Origin of the sequence: Methylobacter luteus IMV-B-3098, from assembly GCF_000427625.1 — a bacterium.
GTDB lineage: Bacteria > Pseudomonadota > Gammaproteobacteria > Methylococcales > Methylomonadaceae > Methylobacter > Methylobacter luteus.
In genome coordinates, this window is record NZ_KE386569.1 from 2,835,755 (window position 1) to 2,851,492 (window position 15,738).

Here is a 15,738-nt window from a genome sequence, read left to right on the forward strand (position 1 = left end):
GACCCGATGGATATCAATGTAACTTTCTGGTCGGAATCGGCAGCATTCCCGTTATTAAGCACACTGACTTTAGTGCCGTTGTCGGCCATGGCCGCGGCCGCGCTTTCGCGTTCAACCGTTATTGCTCTGCGCTTTGGCTTTGCCGGCACAGTCCTGAATTTATTGCTGAGCATCTATCTGCTGATACTCTATGATGCTGAAAGAGCAGGGATTCAGCTGGTCGAGCAGGTGCGGCTGTTCGGCTTCAGCTATAGCGTCGGCGTTGATGGCATGAACGTACTGTTTATTCCGTTGACAGCCGTATTAACGCTGCTGACACTGATCTATTCGGTCATTAATCGGCATGTCATTGACCGGCAGTTCATCGCTTGCCTGCTGGGTTATGAAGCCATATTGATAGGCGCCTTTTCGGCGCTGAATGCGATGCAGTTCTGGCTGTGGACACTGCTGGAACTGCTGCCTGTGTCGTTATTGACGATGCATGCCGGCACGGGACATAAACGGCCGTGGATTGTTGCCAGTTTGCTCCAGTATTGGGGCTGCGGTTTGCTGATGACGCTGGTCGGCTTTTTGCTGCTGGGATTTGGCCTGATCGATTCGGAGCACCCGCTGACTTTCGACTGGCTCACGATCAAGCAGAATAACGCCTATTTACACGATGAAATTCTGATTTTCATTCTGCTGTTCTACGGTTTTGCCATTCGCATGCCGCTGTTTCCGTTTCACGGCTGGCTGCCGGCGCTGGCCGAACAGGGCACTGTGGCCAGCGTCGCTATTTTTGTAGTCGGGCTGAAGCTGGGGATTTATGCCGTCATCCGCTTTATCCTGCCGCTGGTTCCGGGCGTCGCCGAAGAATGGTCCGATTTCGTCGTCACGCTGGGCCTGATCAGCATTTTTTACGGCGCATTGCTGGCGCTTATGCAAATCAATATCCGCCGGTTATTGGCCTTTGCCGTTATCAGCCATACCGGCATGCTGGTGATCGGCATCTTCTGCTTCAATACGCAGGGACTGGAAGGCAGCATCCTGTTGTCGCTGGCTTACGGTTTGGCGACGGCCGGCATGCTGTTCAGCGTCGGCCTGATTTACGAGCGGACGCGCACAGCCTTTATTCCTCGCCTGGGCGGGCTGTTCGATACCAATGCCACGATCGCTCTGCTGTTTTTGATTGCCGCTTTGAGTACGATGGTCATGCCCGGCACGCCTGGCTTCGATGCGGCGCATTTGCTCATTGAAGGCACGATTCAGGAACGCGGCTGGCTGGTGGCTGTTGCCATTTTGAGCGGTAACGTGCTGGCTGCGGCTTTCCTGCTCTGGACGTTTCAACGCATGTTCATGACCAGCACTAAACGTTCTATACAGCCCTACCGCAGCATCCATCACCCGGTCACTAAGGAACGCATTATCACGATCACGATCTGTGCACTGCTGATCGGCACCGGTTTTGATACGACGCCTATTCTGAATTTTATAGACGACGATGTGGCCGTTATGAGCCAATCTTATCCCATGCACAGTGAGCAACAAGCGGCCGAGGTGCTGATAGAGCCAGCCGAAAGCGGCAATGCCAATACAAAGAGTGAGCAACATGAGTGAAACCGGTTTCCCCCTATTAAGTCTGGTGATGGCGCTGCCTTTGCTGGGCGCGCTTGCTACCGGTACTGCCAACGATAGCAATCTGGCGAAGAAAATCGCGCTATCGGCTGCAGGGCTTGAGCTGGTTGCAACGCTATTCGTCGTGTACCTGTTTAATGCGGACGACAGCGGTTTTCAGCTGATCGAGCGCCATACCTGGCTGCCGAGTCTGAATATTGAGTATCTGGTCGGCATCGATGGCATTTCCGTGTTGTTTTTACCGATGTCGGCGCTGCTGACGCTGGTGGCGATTGCCGCTTCATGGAATTCGGTGCAATATTTGCCGCGTTTCCACTTTGCATTATTGCTGGCTTTGGAAGGCGTCACGATGGGTGTGTTTGTGGCGCTGGACATGGTGTTGTTCTTTTTGTTCTGGGAACTGACATTGCCGCCCATTTTCTTTCTGATCGGTTTGTGGGGCATAGGCCCTCAACGACGCGGCGCAGCGATGAAATACACGCTGTTCATGCTGTTTGGAGGCGTGCCGTTATTGTTTGCCATTATCATGCTGGCGGTTAACCATGCGGCTCAAATGCACGGCAGCGTGCCGCAGAATTTAATTTTCAGCCTGCCTATCCTGCTGGATACGCCGATTCCTGGCAATTGGCAGACCATTATTTTTCTATTGCTGCTGACAGGCTTTGCCGTTAAGGCGCCGTTAGTGCCTTTTCATACCTGGCTGCCGACGACGGCCATGGAAGCGCCTGCGCACATGACTGCCTTGCTGACCGGCCTGAAACTGGGCGCGTTCGGTCTGCTGCGCTATACCATGCCGCTGACGCCTGCCGCTTCGGTTGAATACGCCTGGGTATTGGGCATTTTGGGCGCCATCACGCTGGTTTACGGCGCCATGATCGCTTTGCAGCAGACCAATCTGCGCCGTTTGCTGGCGTACGCCAGTGTCAGTCATGTCGGCCTCGTGATCGTCGGAATCGCTACGCTGAACATGCAGGGGATTCAAGGCGCGGTTTTTCAATTGCTTAATTTTACCCTGATTGCCAGCTGCTTGATGCTGATAGCGGGCTTTATCCAGCATCGCCTGGGGACTACTGAAGTCATTCATCTGGGCGGTTTGGCGAAGGTCATGCCGCGATTGACCGCTTTTTTCTTTTTATTTGCCATCGCCAGCATCGGCGTGCCCGGAGCCAGCGGTTTTCCCGCGGAATTGCTGTTGATCATTGGCGCGCTGAATGCGCATCCCAGCCTTGGCATTGCCGCCTTGATGGGTGCGATCCTGGGCGCGTCCTATATGTTGTCTTTTATACGCCGCGCGTTTTACGGCCCCGTAGTGCATGTCAGCGTCAGCCAGTTGCAGGATTTGCGAAAACGCGAACTGGGCTTATTATGCGTGCCGGCCCTGTTGGTATTGCTGTTCGGATTCTTCCCTAATCTGATATTGAATACCAATAAGTCGACCGCGGAGGCTTGGTTGAGCCGGCTGACCAGTTCATCGTTCAACATTAACGATGACTATATCCTGCAAAATCAAGAACCGCATAAAACAGCGCTTATATCCGGGCCTATGAAATAGCAGAATCGGTTACAATCTTTAATTTATCTTAAATGAGCCTGCCATGAAGCCGAACAGTGCCGATATTAAAAGACGTTATAACCGGATCGCTCCGTATTTTGACGGTATGGAGGCAGTCATGGAGGGCCTGTTTTTCAAAAGCTGGCGCAAAAGGCTATGGGACAAGGTGAATGGCCATCATGTTCTGGAAGTGGGCGTAGGCACGGGCAAGAACTTTGATTACTACCCGAAGGATGCTCGCATAACCGGTATCGATTTCAGTGAAAAAATGCTGAACGAGGCAAGGCGCAAACGCGATAGAAAGCAGGTCAAGGTGGAATTGGACTTGATGGATGTCCAGTGCTTGTCCTTTGCCAATAACAGTTTCGATACCGTTATCGCCTCGTTCGTTTTTTGCTCGGTGCCGTCGCCGATAAAGGGTTTGAGAGAACTTTACCGCGTCTGTAAACCGGGCGGTCAGGTTTTATTGCTGGAGCACGTCCTGAGTTCAAAGCCCATGATAGCCGATGCCATGAATCTGCTTAACCCGATCGTGGTCGGTCTGGTCGGAGCCAATATCAACAGGCAGACCGTTAAAAACGTGCAAGCCTGCCCTTTTAGTTCTGTGCGGGTCGATGAGGACAGCAGCGATATCATTAAATTGATTGAAGCCAGAAAGTAACGGTCAGGACGCGGCCGCCCTTGAATTGATGCTTCAGGATTTTAAGTCAGTAAATATTTCCGCCCCAGCCTCTCAGGATAATGGTCGTTTTAGAGACGATCCCAGGGCCGAGCGCATCAGAAATGTCCCTGCCAGATGGCCTTTTGTCCGGCTTCATCGATATCCCAGAACGATGTGCTGCTGATAAAATCATCGACAAAAGATTGTCCGAAAACAGCACAGCCGCTAAGGCACAGGTTTAGATAATGGGCCTGAGCCTTTGACGCCGATAAATAACGGTAAGGCTCGAAGTCGCGGGCCTTAAAGTAATAGGCGTCAAAGCTATCGCTTTCATCATGATAATGCCAGGCGGTAATCCGGCAGAAATCGTAACCTTTTTCACGTTCCAGCAACCGATCCAATGAGTGCTCATCCATTTCAAAGCACGTGCCGTTCATGGCCTGTTCCGGCTCAGCGGTTTCGGCATTCAGGACGCAGACGGCGGCCTGGTGTTGGTCATCATAGCGGTAAGTTGAAGCCAGGTTGAAAACCCGTTTCAAGCCACGCGTTTTTACGGGCATGATCTTGCGCGCCTCGGGTACGGTTCGCGTCAATGACTGTTGGTTAATTAAACTGCCGTAAGCGAATATTTTATAAACTTTGGACATATTGCTGAGCTGATCGGATTAAATATTGTTAAAGTTAGCGCCAGAGATCAAATCGGGAAAAAGCATTGGCTTTTTATGGGCAAATTCAAAATTAAAATTAAGAGTTTTATAATATTGTAATATATTGAACAGGACTGTAACCCTGGTTGTGCAGATGAAATCCTTTAAATGCGCTGTATTAAAGGCTGAAAAATACGGCAAGGCATGATAGCCGGCAAAACTTTTTAGCTCAATAGCAACTGAATTGGGTAAAATATAAATTGTTATCTAAATTAGCTATCTACGTGAAATTAAAACTAGACAACTTAGTACAAACCCGTATTCCGACCCGGCACGGCGAATTTATCCTGCATTATTACAGTAATAATATCGATAAAAAAGAGCATGTCGCCCTCGTTAAAGGCAGCGTTGCGGATAAGGAAAACGTACTCGTTCGTATTCATTCCGAGTGTTTTACCGGCGATGTCCTGGGTTCACGGCGCTGTGATTGCGGTGAACAGCTCGATATGGCGCTGGAGTTGATTGATAAAGCCGGTTTTGGTGTCTTGATTTATCTGCGCCAGGAAGGCCGCGGCATCGGCTTGCTGAAAAAACTGCAGGCTTACAACCTGCAGGATCAGGGCATGGATACGGTCGATGCCAACATACACCTGGGCCATCTTGCCGATGAACGGGAATACAGCATCGCGGCACTCATGCTGAATGAGCTGAAGGTAAAATCGATCGAGCTGATCACCAATAATCCAAAAAAGATTAATGAGCTAAAGAAGCTCGGCATTAACGTTGCAGGTCGCGTTCCGATTGAAGTCGCAGCGCATGATGACAATCTGGAGTATCTGAAAACCAAAGTAAAAAAAATGGCACATATGCTGTCCATGTCGAAACATGACGGTAAGAAGTAACTGATCGACTGGATATTAATGTTAGTTAATCAATTTGTAGAAGTCTGGGATTTGGTCTGATATAAGTGAAATCAATTTCAGGCATATACTGGCATTATTTAAAAAATAGAAAGAAATATCTGCTATGTGCCACCTTCTGCCGGTCATAGTACATTTTCGAGCGGCTGTTATGGGTCACAAATTGTTCGCTTAATGTTGTTAGCGTTCATTTTTCCTGTGGCCAACTTACTACTGCCATTGGAATCGTGCGTTTTCCATCAAGAACCTGTAGTAAACTCGTGCGGAGTGCTTTTTGTTCGTCCTCGATATTCCCGTGTGCCATGGGAGAATACGATGAGTTCTTAATGTGTGTTTTGTCAAAATCGTAGTCGAGTACTTGCGCCATTTTGTGCAACAACTCTACGAGGAGATCAACGCGCTTCAAAGTCCACTGATCAGGAGCTATGGATTTATCACCGAGCAAATCGAGATATGCCTTCCAGGCTTCAATGACGGCTTTTTCCTTCTTGTTGTTTTTGTCGAACTCGAGATCAATCCGATTTAGCGCAACTACGTGGTCCCATGAGACGGTATACGCACGTGTTGCCATTAGCGTCTTGAACACTTGCAACTTGCGCTCGCGTTCCTCCTTTTTATTGTCGAGGTAGCGCGTAAGCTGAACCGCGATGATTGGGCCTAGCAAAACGGCTGAAATCATCAGCCAGTCAGCAATTGTCATTGTTTTCTCCGGAATCATTGAACGCTAACGCTTAACTAAGCTGAACCCTCTCCAGAAGCTGGAAAGAGCCGCGCCGCTTTTGGGCAGCGGCTTGAGCATCGTGTTAGGAGCAACTGCCATTAGGTGTCTGCTTGGCCAGCAATGTCAAAGTCTCAAGCGCCGCCTCTGCTCTCTTTTGGTACTCGGAGTAGTTCGTGAAGGCATCGGAAGTGACAACTGTTGATGCAGTTCCATCCGAGAACTGAAGTGCCGCAGTTGCCACCAGCCCCCTGATCTCCACGAAAACACTTGCGTCAATGCTCTTCCGTTGGAAGAGCATTGATAGCAGTGATCGTTGGCGACGAAAGGACCGGCTCGCGTTCCAGATTCCCCAGAGAGCCGCGGACAAAGGCGGGTTGATCTCTTGGTAATACTCTGACAAGGGCAAGAGCAGCGCAATAAGATCATCGGCGGAACACGATCTATCTAGGCTTTCCCAAGGCAACGCTGATTCCTCAAAAACACCGGCAGGTTCAAACACAGCTCGCATTAGTCGCTCGTCGAGATCGAGGACGCCTTTGGCGTTCTGCTTGATCCTTTTCATGTCTTCGAGCAAGGTACTGTCTCCAAGGTTGCTAATAAGCCATTAAACAGGCCGGCCAAATTACATCTTTTCCTGCTTGACTGTCAAGAATAGCTCGTAGGATGCGCTGAACGCAGTGATGCGCATCGATCGCGAACTGATCGACTGGATATTAATGTTAGCTATCTGATCGGCCTTCCAGGCCGCCCAACACTATTTCGGCAATGCCGTTTCGACCAGTTTGACCCAATAAGCCGCGCCTATCGGCAGGATCGCATCGTTAAAATCATAGTGCGGATTATGCAGCAGACAGCCGTTTTCGGACGAGCCGTTGCCTAGCCACAGATAACAGCCTGGCTTTTCCTGCAGCATAAAGGCAAAGTCTTCAGAGCCCATGCTCGGAGTCGGTTGTCGGTTGATGCAATCCTCGCCGACTATCGCAATGGCGGCGTTTAACGCCATCCGTGTTTCTTCTTCCGTGTTGAACGTGATCGGATAGCCTGGATTTTCCGGATTGAGTTTAATCTCAGCCGTTACATTGAAGCCCTGGCAGAGGGCATGGGTCAGTTGACTGATTTTGTCGGCAATGGTTTTTTGCGCGCTGTCGCTGAAACAACGGAACGTGCCGCGCAGCACGACTGATTCCGGCAACGCGTTCCAGGTCTGGCCGGCGTGAATCTGGGTAATGCTGACGACGGCCTGTTCAGCCGGATCGACGGTTCTGCTGACGATCGTCTGCAAGGCAGTGATCAGTTGGGCAGCCGCGACGATGGCATCGTTGCCTAGATGAGGCATCGCGGCATGGGTGGCCTGGCCCGTCAGAATGATCTCGAAACAATCGAACGAAGCCATCATCGGCCCTGATTTGACGGCAAAATGGCCGAGCGGTATATCGGGGAAATTATGCAGGCCGAACACGCAATCAGCCGGAAATTTTTCGAACAGGCCATCCAGAATCATTTGTTTGGCGCCGGCGCGACCTTCTTCGGCCGGCTGGAAGATGAAATACACGGTGCCGTCAAAATCGCGATGGCGGGCTAAATAACTGGCCGCCCCCAATAGCATGGCACTATGCCCGTCATGGCCGCAGGCATGCATTTTGCCGTCATGACGGGACTTGTGATCAAACGTGTTCCGCTCCTGTATGAACAGCGCGTCCATGTCGGCACGCAGGGCGATTTTCCCGGCGCCGTCGCCGGTCGACAAGGTGGCGACCACGCCGGTTTTGCCCAGGCCCTGGTGCACGTCCAGGCCGAAACCGGACAGTTTGCCGGCGATGAACTCGGCCGTTGCGGTTTCTTCAAACGCGGTTTCCGGAAACTGGTGCAGATGCCGGCGCCATTGGCGCATTTCGGCGTGGAGTTGTTGTATCTCGCTGGGTATGGACATAATATCGGCTTATCTAAAAATGTTGTTCATACAAGTCTGTGGCCGGCCGGATAGCCCCTTGCCGTATTGAATCCATCATATCCAGAAAGTTGCCTGAGAGCCTAATAAATTCGGTAACCTGCAAGGTCGGGCCTACTGTTCAGGAGGACTGGCGGGCTTGCTTCCATAGTCGCGTATGATGCGCCGGATATCGCCCATTTCAAAACCGTAAGTTCTTTTTAGCACGCCGATGCGTTGGTCTTTACTAATCGAACTCGGCAGATTCAGCATCTCAAGAATATGCGCGGCCGGTACTCCCGTTTCCTGCTCCAGTTCCGCCAGCGTCATGGACCCTCTGATCTGGATGTCCTTGCCTCTGGTCAGGGCGCTTTCGGACACTTCGACAGGGGTTATGACCGGCGCCAGAGACAGTGCAATCAACGCCAGCAGGCCAACGATGCCGAGACCGGCTCTAAGCCCTGAGTTTTCGCTCGGGCGGCCGGTAAGCGTATGAACAATCCAGCGCCAGTGCAGCAGCAGGTGAACGGCAAGCACGCTCAAGAAAGCCACGGATATCCAGAAATGTATCGTTCCCCATTCATGCCGGTTCAAGCCCCACAGGCTGGCAAAACGGCCGCTGCCCGGCGGCAGGAGATAGCGCATCAACACGCCGGTCGTGGTCAGAAAAAGAAACCCTGTAAACGCAATGACATCAACTATAAAATTTAACGTGGCTTTCATTGAGACCTCTGTGTGGCGGTTCATAATTCTTGCACATTCGGTGACAATAATACCGTAACGGCTTAACGGGTATCTTTGTGCATAAATCAATCCGGTTCAAACTCTTTTTGACATTTTTGCTGACGACGAGCTTTGTCGTTTCGGGCATGTATCTGTTCATGCGCTGGTCGCTGGATCGCGGGTTTAACGATTTCATTGAAACACGTCAGCAGGAACGCATCAGCACGCTGATCGAGGGCCTGAGCGAATACTATGCCGGGGATCAGGGCTGGCACGCACTGACCGGCAACAAGCGAAAATGGATGGACCTGTTGTGGCAGGCCCACGAGCATCGGCACTATCGGCCGACGCCGTGGTTCAAGCAGGCGCTGACTGAGCCGCCAGACGTCTGGCCGCCTGCGTTGCCCGAATCCCATGCCAACTGGCGCTTCAAGCCGCTGGAATTGAGTGTGATGCTGTTGCGTGCCGATAAGTCGATCATCTTTGGCCGCCGGGAATCGTTGCGGCAACTGACTTTGCATCCGATTCGTCATCAGGCACAAACAGTCGGTTTTCTGGGAGTGCTGCCGGGCAAGCCGGTCAATCAACCGCTTGAACTCCAGTTTATGGAGCGCCAGTCCCAGTCATTCATCTGGATCGCCGTATTCATGGTCCTGTTATCGGCAGGCTTGGCCTTGCTGTTGGCTTACACCTTGGGACGCCCGCTCAAGCGTATTACGGCCGCAGCCAAGGCGCTGGCCGTGGGCAGCTACGATACGCGTCTGCCAGTCGAGTCCGGTGATGAACTGGGCCAGTTGGCGCGGGACTTTAACGAAATGGCGGCGGCGCTGGAGCAATCGGAGCAGACGCGGCGGCGCTGGGTGGCCGATATTTCGCACGAGTTGCGCACGCCGCTGGCGGTTTTGCGCGGTGAGCTGGAAGCATTGCAGGACGGCATACGACCGTTGACGCAAGCCGCTGTCGATTCGCTGATGAACGACGTCATGCGGCTGCATCGTCTGACTGACGACCTGTATCAATTATCGCTGTCCGATCAGGGCGCGTTAAGTTACCGTAAAATCCAGATTGATCCGGTCGTCGTTTTAAAACAGGATCTTGCCGCGCTGGCGCCTGAATTCGCCAGCAAGCAGTTCAGCGTTCAACTGACGAACAAGCTGGCAACGGCCATTAAGATTCATGCTGACCCGGACCGCCTGTCGCAGCTCTACCGGAATCTGCTGAACAACAGCCTCAATTATACCGACCGCGGCGGTCAGCTGGATATTGCTGTGTTCCAGCAGACGAACAGGCTGATCATGGTTTTTGCCGATAGCGCACCGGGTGTGCCGGCACAGGAACTGCCGCACTTGTTTGACCGTTTCTATCGAGTGGAAAGCTCGCGCAGCCGTCATCATGGCGGCGCGGGGCTGGGGCTGGCTATTTGCAGTAATATCGTGCAGGCGCATAACGGTACGATAACGGCGCAAGTCTCGCATCTCGGCGGTCTCGCCATTCATATTGAATTACCGATTGAATCATGAAACGCATCCTGATTGTAGAAGACGAAGAAAAACTGGCGCGCCTGGAAGCCGATTATCTGCATAGCGCCGGCTTTGAAACGGTTTGCCTGGCCGATGGGCTGGATGTCGTGCCGTGGCTGGAAGAAAACCCGGCGGATTTGATACTGCTGGATCTGATGTTGCCGGGCCGGGACGGTCTGGATCTGTGCCGGGATATCCGCCGCTTCAGCACTGTGCCGATCATCATGGTGACCGCGCGCATAGAGGAAGTCGACCGCCTGCTGGGGCTGGAACTCGGGGCCGATGATTATATCTGCAAGCCGTTCAGCCCGCGCGAGATGACTGCGCGCGTCAAAGCCGTATTGCGAAGGATGCAACCTTTGGCGACAGAGCCGGTCTCTAGTATGTTGAAGCTGGACCCACAGAGTTTCAGAATCTCTGTCGGCAAACTGGAAACCGAATTGACGGCAGTCGAATTCCAGTTGCTGCAAACGTTGTATCAGCAACCGGGACGCATCTTTTCTCGCTCCAGGCTCATGGATCTTATGTATCAGGATCAGCGCATTGTCTCCGACCGGACCATTGATAGTCATATTAAAAAATTGCGCAAAAAGCTGGCCGATCTGCTGCCCGGGCAGGAATTGATCCATTCGGTTTACGGCGCCGGCTATCGCTATGAGGCGCCCAATAGAAACGGCGATTAAACTTCCTTATTTTTTACACAATCGCTGCGAATTGTTTGCGCTTTTTATCGCTAAAGTAATACCCAAGAACAGCAAGAAACTGTTCGGACACCACAACCCTACAACAATGAGAGAATAACTATGAACAAGAAAATCATCCTGATTGCAATGGCATTGGCTCTTCCCTTGACAGCGGCGGCGCTGCCGGGCACCGATACAGAGGGTGGTGAAGGAGAGTATCGCCATGGCAAAAAAATGGAGCGCATGACCAAGGAACTGAATTTAAATGAAGAGCAAAAAACTAAAATGGATGCGTTATTCAAGGAACAGCACGAGAAATATAAAACCATTCATGAAGAAACCCGTACGCGTCTGAAGGAAATCCTGACGCCTGAGCAAATGACAAAGATGGATGAAATGAAAAAGCGCCATCACGAAAAATGGAAAGGCAAGAAAGGAACCGAAAAACAGGATTAATGTCCGCACGGATACGATAACCCTGTCCTGATCCAGGGATGGATCAGGCTGCCCGATCTCAAAAACTGCTCATTGCCGGCAAGTCTTGTTTTACTAATCATCGCAAACGGCCTATATTCTCAACCAGTTATTTCATTTTGGTCTGTAGACAGATCTTTTCCATGACATAACAGGAGGCTCTTATGCAATATTTATTATTGCTCGTGTTGAGTATGACGGCATCGCTCATCCACGCGCAGTCCGCCGACGACAATATGCTGGGTTTGCCGCCAGTGCCTATTCCGGCCGATAATCCACAGACTCCGGCCAAAATTCAGCTCGGCGACAAGCTGTTTCACGACAAGCGCTTTTCTATCGACGGTACCGTCAGTTGCGCCAACTGCCACAATGATAATCTGGCGTTTACCGATGGTTTGCAATTCTCGGTTGGCCATCATGGTCTGGTCGGCACACGCAATGCGCCGACCGTATTGAATGCCGCCTATTATAAAGAGCAGTTCTGGGACGGCCGCGAGCCGGATCTGGAAAACCAGTCCAAGCAGCCGCCGGTCAATCCGGTGGAAGGCGGCCTCGCCAATCATGAGCCCATCCTCGAAGTGGTTCGCACCGATCCTGAGTACCGGTCGGCCTTTCAGTCCGTCTTCGGTGTCAGTCCTGAACAGCTCAACCTGCAGCATGTCGCCAAGGCGATCGCTAGTTTCGAGCGCACGCTGGTGGCTGGAAACTCGGCTTTCGACCGCTACTGGTTCAAAGATGAAACCGGCGCTATGAACGAAGCCCAGGTGCGAGGATTCAACCTGTTTATCGGACAAGCACGCTGTGTATCGTGCCACACCATCGAACAGGATCACGCGCTGTTCACGGACAACCGCTTTCACAATATCGGCGTCGGCATCAATCATATCCAGGAGGATGTGCCGCGTTTGACTAAAGCTTTTCTGGAGGCCAAATACAAAGGCGGCGATGTCGATAAAATGGTGCTCAGCGATAAGAAATCGTCCGAACTGGGCCGATTCGCCGTGACTGACGCACTTGATCAAATCGGCGCGTTCAAGACCCCGACGTTGCGCAATGTCGATCTGACGGCGCCCTACATGCACGACGGCAGCCTCAAAACGCTGAAAGACGTGGTCATTCACTACAACAATGGTGGTGCGTCACAGCCTCGCGAACGGGTCAATGATTTTCTGAGCGGCGGCATACGGCCGTTGAATCTGACCGACGAGCAAATGGACGACCTGGTGGCTTTCATGGAGGCGCTGACCAGTTCGAAATTCGCCAAATCCGCCCCGGCTCAAGCGGCTAACTGAAGGAGAGCTTTTATGAATACGATCAATCGCAGCCGCCGGCAGTTTATGAAAGGCGCCGGCGCTTTAGCCCTGGGAAGTATGCTGCCTGTCAGTCTGGTCGAGCTGGCTTTCGCCGAAAGCAGCCAGAACTTCAGTTTCGCCTATATTTCCGATGCCCATATCCAGCATATCAAGGACAACCGCTTCGTCAGAAACTGGGATCGCGGCCTGATCCGCGCCGTTGCCGAAACCAATCTGTTAGTGCCCAAGCCGGATTTTGTGGTTTTCGGCGGCGATCTGGCCCAGCTTGGCAACAAGCCTGAACTGGACCACGGCGCCGAAATTATGTCGGCGCTGCAGTACAAGGTCCATTACGTCATGGGCGAGCATGATTATTACCTGGATCTGGGCGAATACTGGGAGAAACTGTTCGGGCCGCAATACTACAGCTTCGACCATAAAGGCGTGCACTTCATCGTGCTCAACAGCATCCTGACCTATGACGAATGGACGCATAACCGCTGGCCGACCAACGAACAGCGCATGCTTGAAATGGCCATGCTCGACAACCCGAAGGGCTCGCCATTCATGGTCGGCGCCGAACAGTTGCTGTGGCTGAAAAAAGATCTGTCCATGATCGATAATAATACGCCGATCGTGGTGTTCTCACATTCGCCGCTGCAGAAAATTTTCAGAGGCTGGAATTTCTGGACCGAAGATGCCGAGCAAGTCCAGGCGCTGCTGCAGTCGTTCAACAAGGTGTCCGTGATCTACGGCCACGTTCATCAAGTCCAGTACAATCAAATCGGCCATATCAGTTTCAACTCGGTCATGGCGACGGCCTGGCCCTGGCCGTATCCGCCATCCTATGCCCATGCCGAGCAATACCTGCCGAAGCTGATCGTGCCGATGAACCGTGCCGATCCGTTCTTCGAACGCGACGGCACCGGCTGGCAATTGATCAATTTAGTCAACGGCAATGTGGACATGGAGTATCTGCTCTATAGCAACCGCGGCCGCAGCGTGCGCTATCACAGGGAAGCCAATCGCCCCGAGGATATCGATTACCCGCATGAAACCATGCGCATTCCGCCACAAAGTCACTATTAACCCCGAGCACAGGAGCGAACTATGTCTCATGATCAGAAAAAAACAAGGCTATTAGGTTTTGCTTTGCTGGTTCTGGCCGCGACGGGATCATCACGCGCCGATGAATTCACCGATGCCGACCTGCAGCGCTGGCAGAAGCAGTTTATGAGCGTTGTAAATAAAGGACGCGCATTGTGGACCGATTCCGGGCTGGGCAACAACGGCGTGGCCTGTGTGCAGTGTCATCCCAACGCCGCCAATACGCATCCTGAAACCTATCCGAAATTTCAGCAACAGCTCGGCAAAGTCGTGCCGGTTTGGGAAATGATCAACTGGTGCATCAGGAACCCGCTGGAAGGTCAGCCGCTCGCTGCCGACGACCCGAAAATGACGGCCCTGCAGGCGTATATGACGCATGAGCGGCGCGGCGTCAAGCTGGAACCTGGCAAGCATTGATTCATCCTGCGGCGGCAGCGTTGTCCGGTTGCTGCCGTCGGGGGAAATTCCCTAGCAAAATTCGGCTATTTTGTCTGGACCTCATCGCTTACAATGTCCTATTGCACAGATTCAAGCGGAGCGGCAGCTCCCATTACCCGAGGACATTATAATGAAAACTATTCACCTTGCCTTTGTGGCGCTGTCGCTTTTCAGTTTTGTCGGCAGAGTCGCGCTGTCGGAATTCAAGCATGAAATGCTGAAGCAGAAAGCTTTCAAGATCGCGCCGCATGTCATCGATACGCTATTGCTGTTCAGCGGTATCGCGCTGGTTTTTCAGGGATCATGGCTGTCGGCGGAGCACGGCTGGATTATCGGCAAAATAATAGGCCTGCTGGGTTATATCGGATTAGGCATCGTGGTGATGCACAATCAGGGCACTACCCGCTGGCTGGCTTTTGCCGGGGCGCTGGCCTGCTTTGCCTATATTGGCGTGGTCGCGGTGACTAAGGATGCGTGGTTCTTTTTATAACTGATGTTGTGCACGGAGGGTTCGACCCTACAGCGCGTTTGACGAATGTGTAAATTGGCTGCATGGCATCGGTTATAAACAAAAATCTATTTGACTGATCTGCTGATCCAGCCAGCGTAAAACATCCTTGCCGCGTTTTAGGCCGGACTCGTCAAATGCCGGTTCCCGATGATCCGTCAATACGTCCCAGCGGCATAACAGATTTTTTAACTGGACGCGTTCGCTGGCGGTAAAGTGGTATTGTTGAACCAGTTGTTTGAACTGGCGCGGCTCGGGCGGCGTGATCAGCTTGGCCAGGGCAGCCATTTCGGCCAGCAAGGCTTCGATCGCCGGAACATGGGCCGCGATCAGGGCCGAAACCTGTTTGGCCTCAATATTTTCCGCCGGTGTCTGTCGGTTGTCCGATATCACTTTCAGGCACTGGATCAATTCGCCGCAGGAAAAGCGTGCCGCCGTTTCATAAAAGGCCGAGGCTTCCATGTCGTACAGGTGCGGCTGATCGTATTGAACTTGAGGTATTGAGGCGGTTTGAAGGCTGTCGGTGGCGCAAGGCGGATGGCAGACCAACGACGGATAATGGTTCCTCCCGCTGTCGAGATCGATGATTTTATCGATTAAGAACAACATGCCCAAGTCGTGGTCTTTATGTCCGGCGATCCCGACATTGAGCATAACCGGGTGTTCTACCGAAGCAAACAGGGCTTGCGTATAAGCGATGCCGGCTGACATGGCGCTTTTGCCGGGGCCGGTCACGGTCAGGCAGATGTTCCGGTTTAAATAAACGGCAAACGGCTCAACAGTTGTATCTTTCTTCAGCTTGAAGTGAGCGACCAGCGGTTTAGCCTCGCAGGGCAGAGCGGTATAGATGAAAGTTTTGTATTCGTTGGCTTGATTCATACAACGGAAGGTCTTTGAGCGGCTAACGACGGATGGCCGTCAGGTCAGGAAGGGCTTTAGCCAAAGCCCTTC

The 15,738-nt window shown here is 52.3% G+C and carries 17 protein-coding genes; 11 read left to right on the top strand and 6 right to left on the bottom strand.

The features are described 5' to 3' along the window. The first annotated feature begins 6 nt into the window (after positions 1-6). Genes METLU_RS0115105 through METLU_RS0115115 form a run of 3 tightly spaced genes read left to right on the top strand, consistent with a single transcriptional unit; the run spans position 7 to position 3,827 of the window. Entirely contained in the window at positions 7-1,596 is a 1,590-nt protein-coding gene (locus tag METLU_RS0115105; RefSeq protein ID WP_027158944.1) for a complex I subunit 4 family protein, read from the top strand. After that, complete coding sequence (locus tag METLU_RS25515; protein WP_036243181.1) at positions 1,589-3,166, top strand: complex I subunit 4 family protein; 1,578 nt, start codon at positions 1,589-1,591, stop codon at positions 3,164-3,166. The genes METLU_RS0115105 and METLU_RS25515 overlap by 8 nt, the downstream gene beginning before the upstream one ends. Before the next feature lie 43 nt (positions 3,167-3,209). After that, a complete protein-coding gene (locus tag METLU_RS0115115; protein WP_027158945.1) occupies positions 3,210-3,827 on the top strand; it encodes a class I SAM-dependent methyltransferase in 618 nt (205 codons plus the stop codon). Positions 3,828-3,943: 116 nt separating this feature from the next. Here the strand turns inward: METLU_RS0115115 and METLU_RS0115120 are convergent, their stop codons facing one another. Next, positions 3,944-4,474, bottom strand: coding sequence for a gamma-glutamylcyclotransferase family protein (locus METLU_RS0115120; RefSeq protein WP_027158946.1), 531 nt, complete (start codon positions 4,472-4,474; stop codon positions 3,944-3,946). A 284-nt stretch (positions 4,475-4,758) separates the two neighbouring features. Between METLU_RS0115120 and ribA the strand changes: the two genes are divergently transcribed. Then, a complete protein-coding gene (gene ribA, locus METLU_RS25520) occupies positions 4,759-5,376 on the top strand; it encodes a GTP cyclohydrolase II (RefSeq protein ID WP_081679231.1) in 618 nt (205 codons plus the stop codon). A gap of 205 nt (positions 5,377-5,581) precedes the next feature. Here ribA and METLU_RS26830 read toward each other — a convergent pair whose 3' ends face one another. The 4 genes from METLU_RS26830 to METLU_RS0115145 form a co-directional block, all read right to left on the bottom strand. Further along, entirely contained in the window at positions 5,582-6,094 is a 513-nt protein-coding gene (locus tag METLU_RS26830) for a DUF6680 family protein (RefSeq protein WP_051299937.1), read from the bottom strand. 103 nt (positions 6,095-6,197) lie between these two features. Next, positions 6,198-6,689, bottom strand: coding sequence for a hypothetical protein (locus tag METLU_RS0115135; RefSeq protein ID WP_027158947.1), 492 nt, complete (start codon positions 6,687-6,689; stop codon positions 6,198-6,200). 180 nt (positions 6,690-6,869) lie between these two features. Further along, entirely contained in the window at positions 6,870-8,045 is a 1,176-nt protein-coding gene (locus METLU_RS0115140) for a M20 aminoacylase family protein (protein ID WP_027158948.1), read from the bottom strand. A 132-nt stretch (positions 8,046-8,177) separates the two neighbouring features. After that, positions 8,178-8,765, bottom strand: a complete 588-nt coding sequence (locus METLU_RS0115145; RefSeq protein ID WP_027158949.1) for a DUF4405 domain-containing protein — start codon at positions 8,763-8,765, stop codon at positions 8,178-8,180. Between the two features lie 77 nt (positions 8,766-8,842). On the opposite strand from METLU_RS0115145, the gene METLU_RS0115150 reads away from it, so the two are divergent. The 7 genes from METLU_RS0115150 to METLU_RS0115180 all read left to right on the top strand — a co-directional run bounded on the left by METLU_RS0115150 (position 8,843) and on the right by METLU_RS0115180 (position 14,769). Then, positions 8,843-10,285 (top strand): ATP-binding protein, encoded by a 1,443-nt coding sequence (locus METLU_RS0115150; protein ID WP_027158950.1) that lies wholly within the window; start codon positions 8,843-8,845, stop codon positions 10,283-10,285. Then, positions 10,282-10,968 carry a response regulator gene (locus METLU_RS0115155; RefSeq protein ID WP_036243183.1) on the top strand — a complete coding sequence of 229 codons (687 nt, stop codon included), beginning with the start codon at positions 10,282-10,284 and terminating at the stop codon, positions 10,966-10,968. The genes METLU_RS0115150 and METLU_RS0115155 overlap by 4 nt, the downstream gene beginning before the upstream one ends. A gap of 120 nt (positions 10,969-11,088) precedes the next feature. Continuing rightward, complete coding sequence (locus tag METLU_RS0115160; RefSeq protein WP_027158952.1) at positions 11,089-11,424, top strand: Spy/CpxP family protein refolding chaperone; 336 nt, start codon at positions 11,089-11,091, stop codon at positions 11,422-11,424. 182 nt (positions 11,425-11,606) lie between these two features. After that, positions 11,607-12,734: a cytochrome-c peroxidase gene (locus tag METLU_RS0115165; protein WP_027158953.1), complete on the top strand. Its 1,128-nt coding sequence runs from the start codon at positions 11,607-11,609 to the stop codon at positions 12,732-12,734. Positions 12,735-12,746: 12 nt separating this feature from the next. Next, positions 12,747-13,823, top strand: coding sequence for a metallophosphoesterase (locus METLU_RS0115170; protein WP_027158954.1), 1,077 nt, complete (start codon positions 12,747-12,749; stop codon positions 13,821-13,823). Positions 13,824-13,844: 21 nt separating this feature from the next. Further along, complete coding sequence (locus METLU_RS0115175; protein WP_027158955.1) at positions 13,845-14,258, top strand: c-type cytochrome; 414 nt, start codon at positions 13,845-13,847, stop codon at positions 14,256-14,258. A 151-nt stretch (positions 14,259-14,409) separates the two neighbouring features. Further along, positions 14,410-14,769, top strand: coding sequence for a SirB2 family protein (locus METLU_RS0115180; protein WP_331271273.1), 360 nt, complete (start codon positions 14,410-14,412; stop codon positions 14,767-14,769). A 72-nt stretch (positions 14,770-14,841) separates the two neighbouring features. Here the strand turns inward: METLU_RS0115180 and METLU_RS0115185 are convergent, their stop codons facing one another. Next, positions 14,842-15,666: a nucleoside phosphorylase-I family protein gene (locus tag METLU_RS0115185; protein WP_027158957.1), complete on the bottom strand. Its 825-nt coding sequence runs from the start codon at positions 15,664-15,666 to the stop codon at positions 14,842-14,844. Positions 15,667-15,738: the final 72 nt, after the last annotated feature.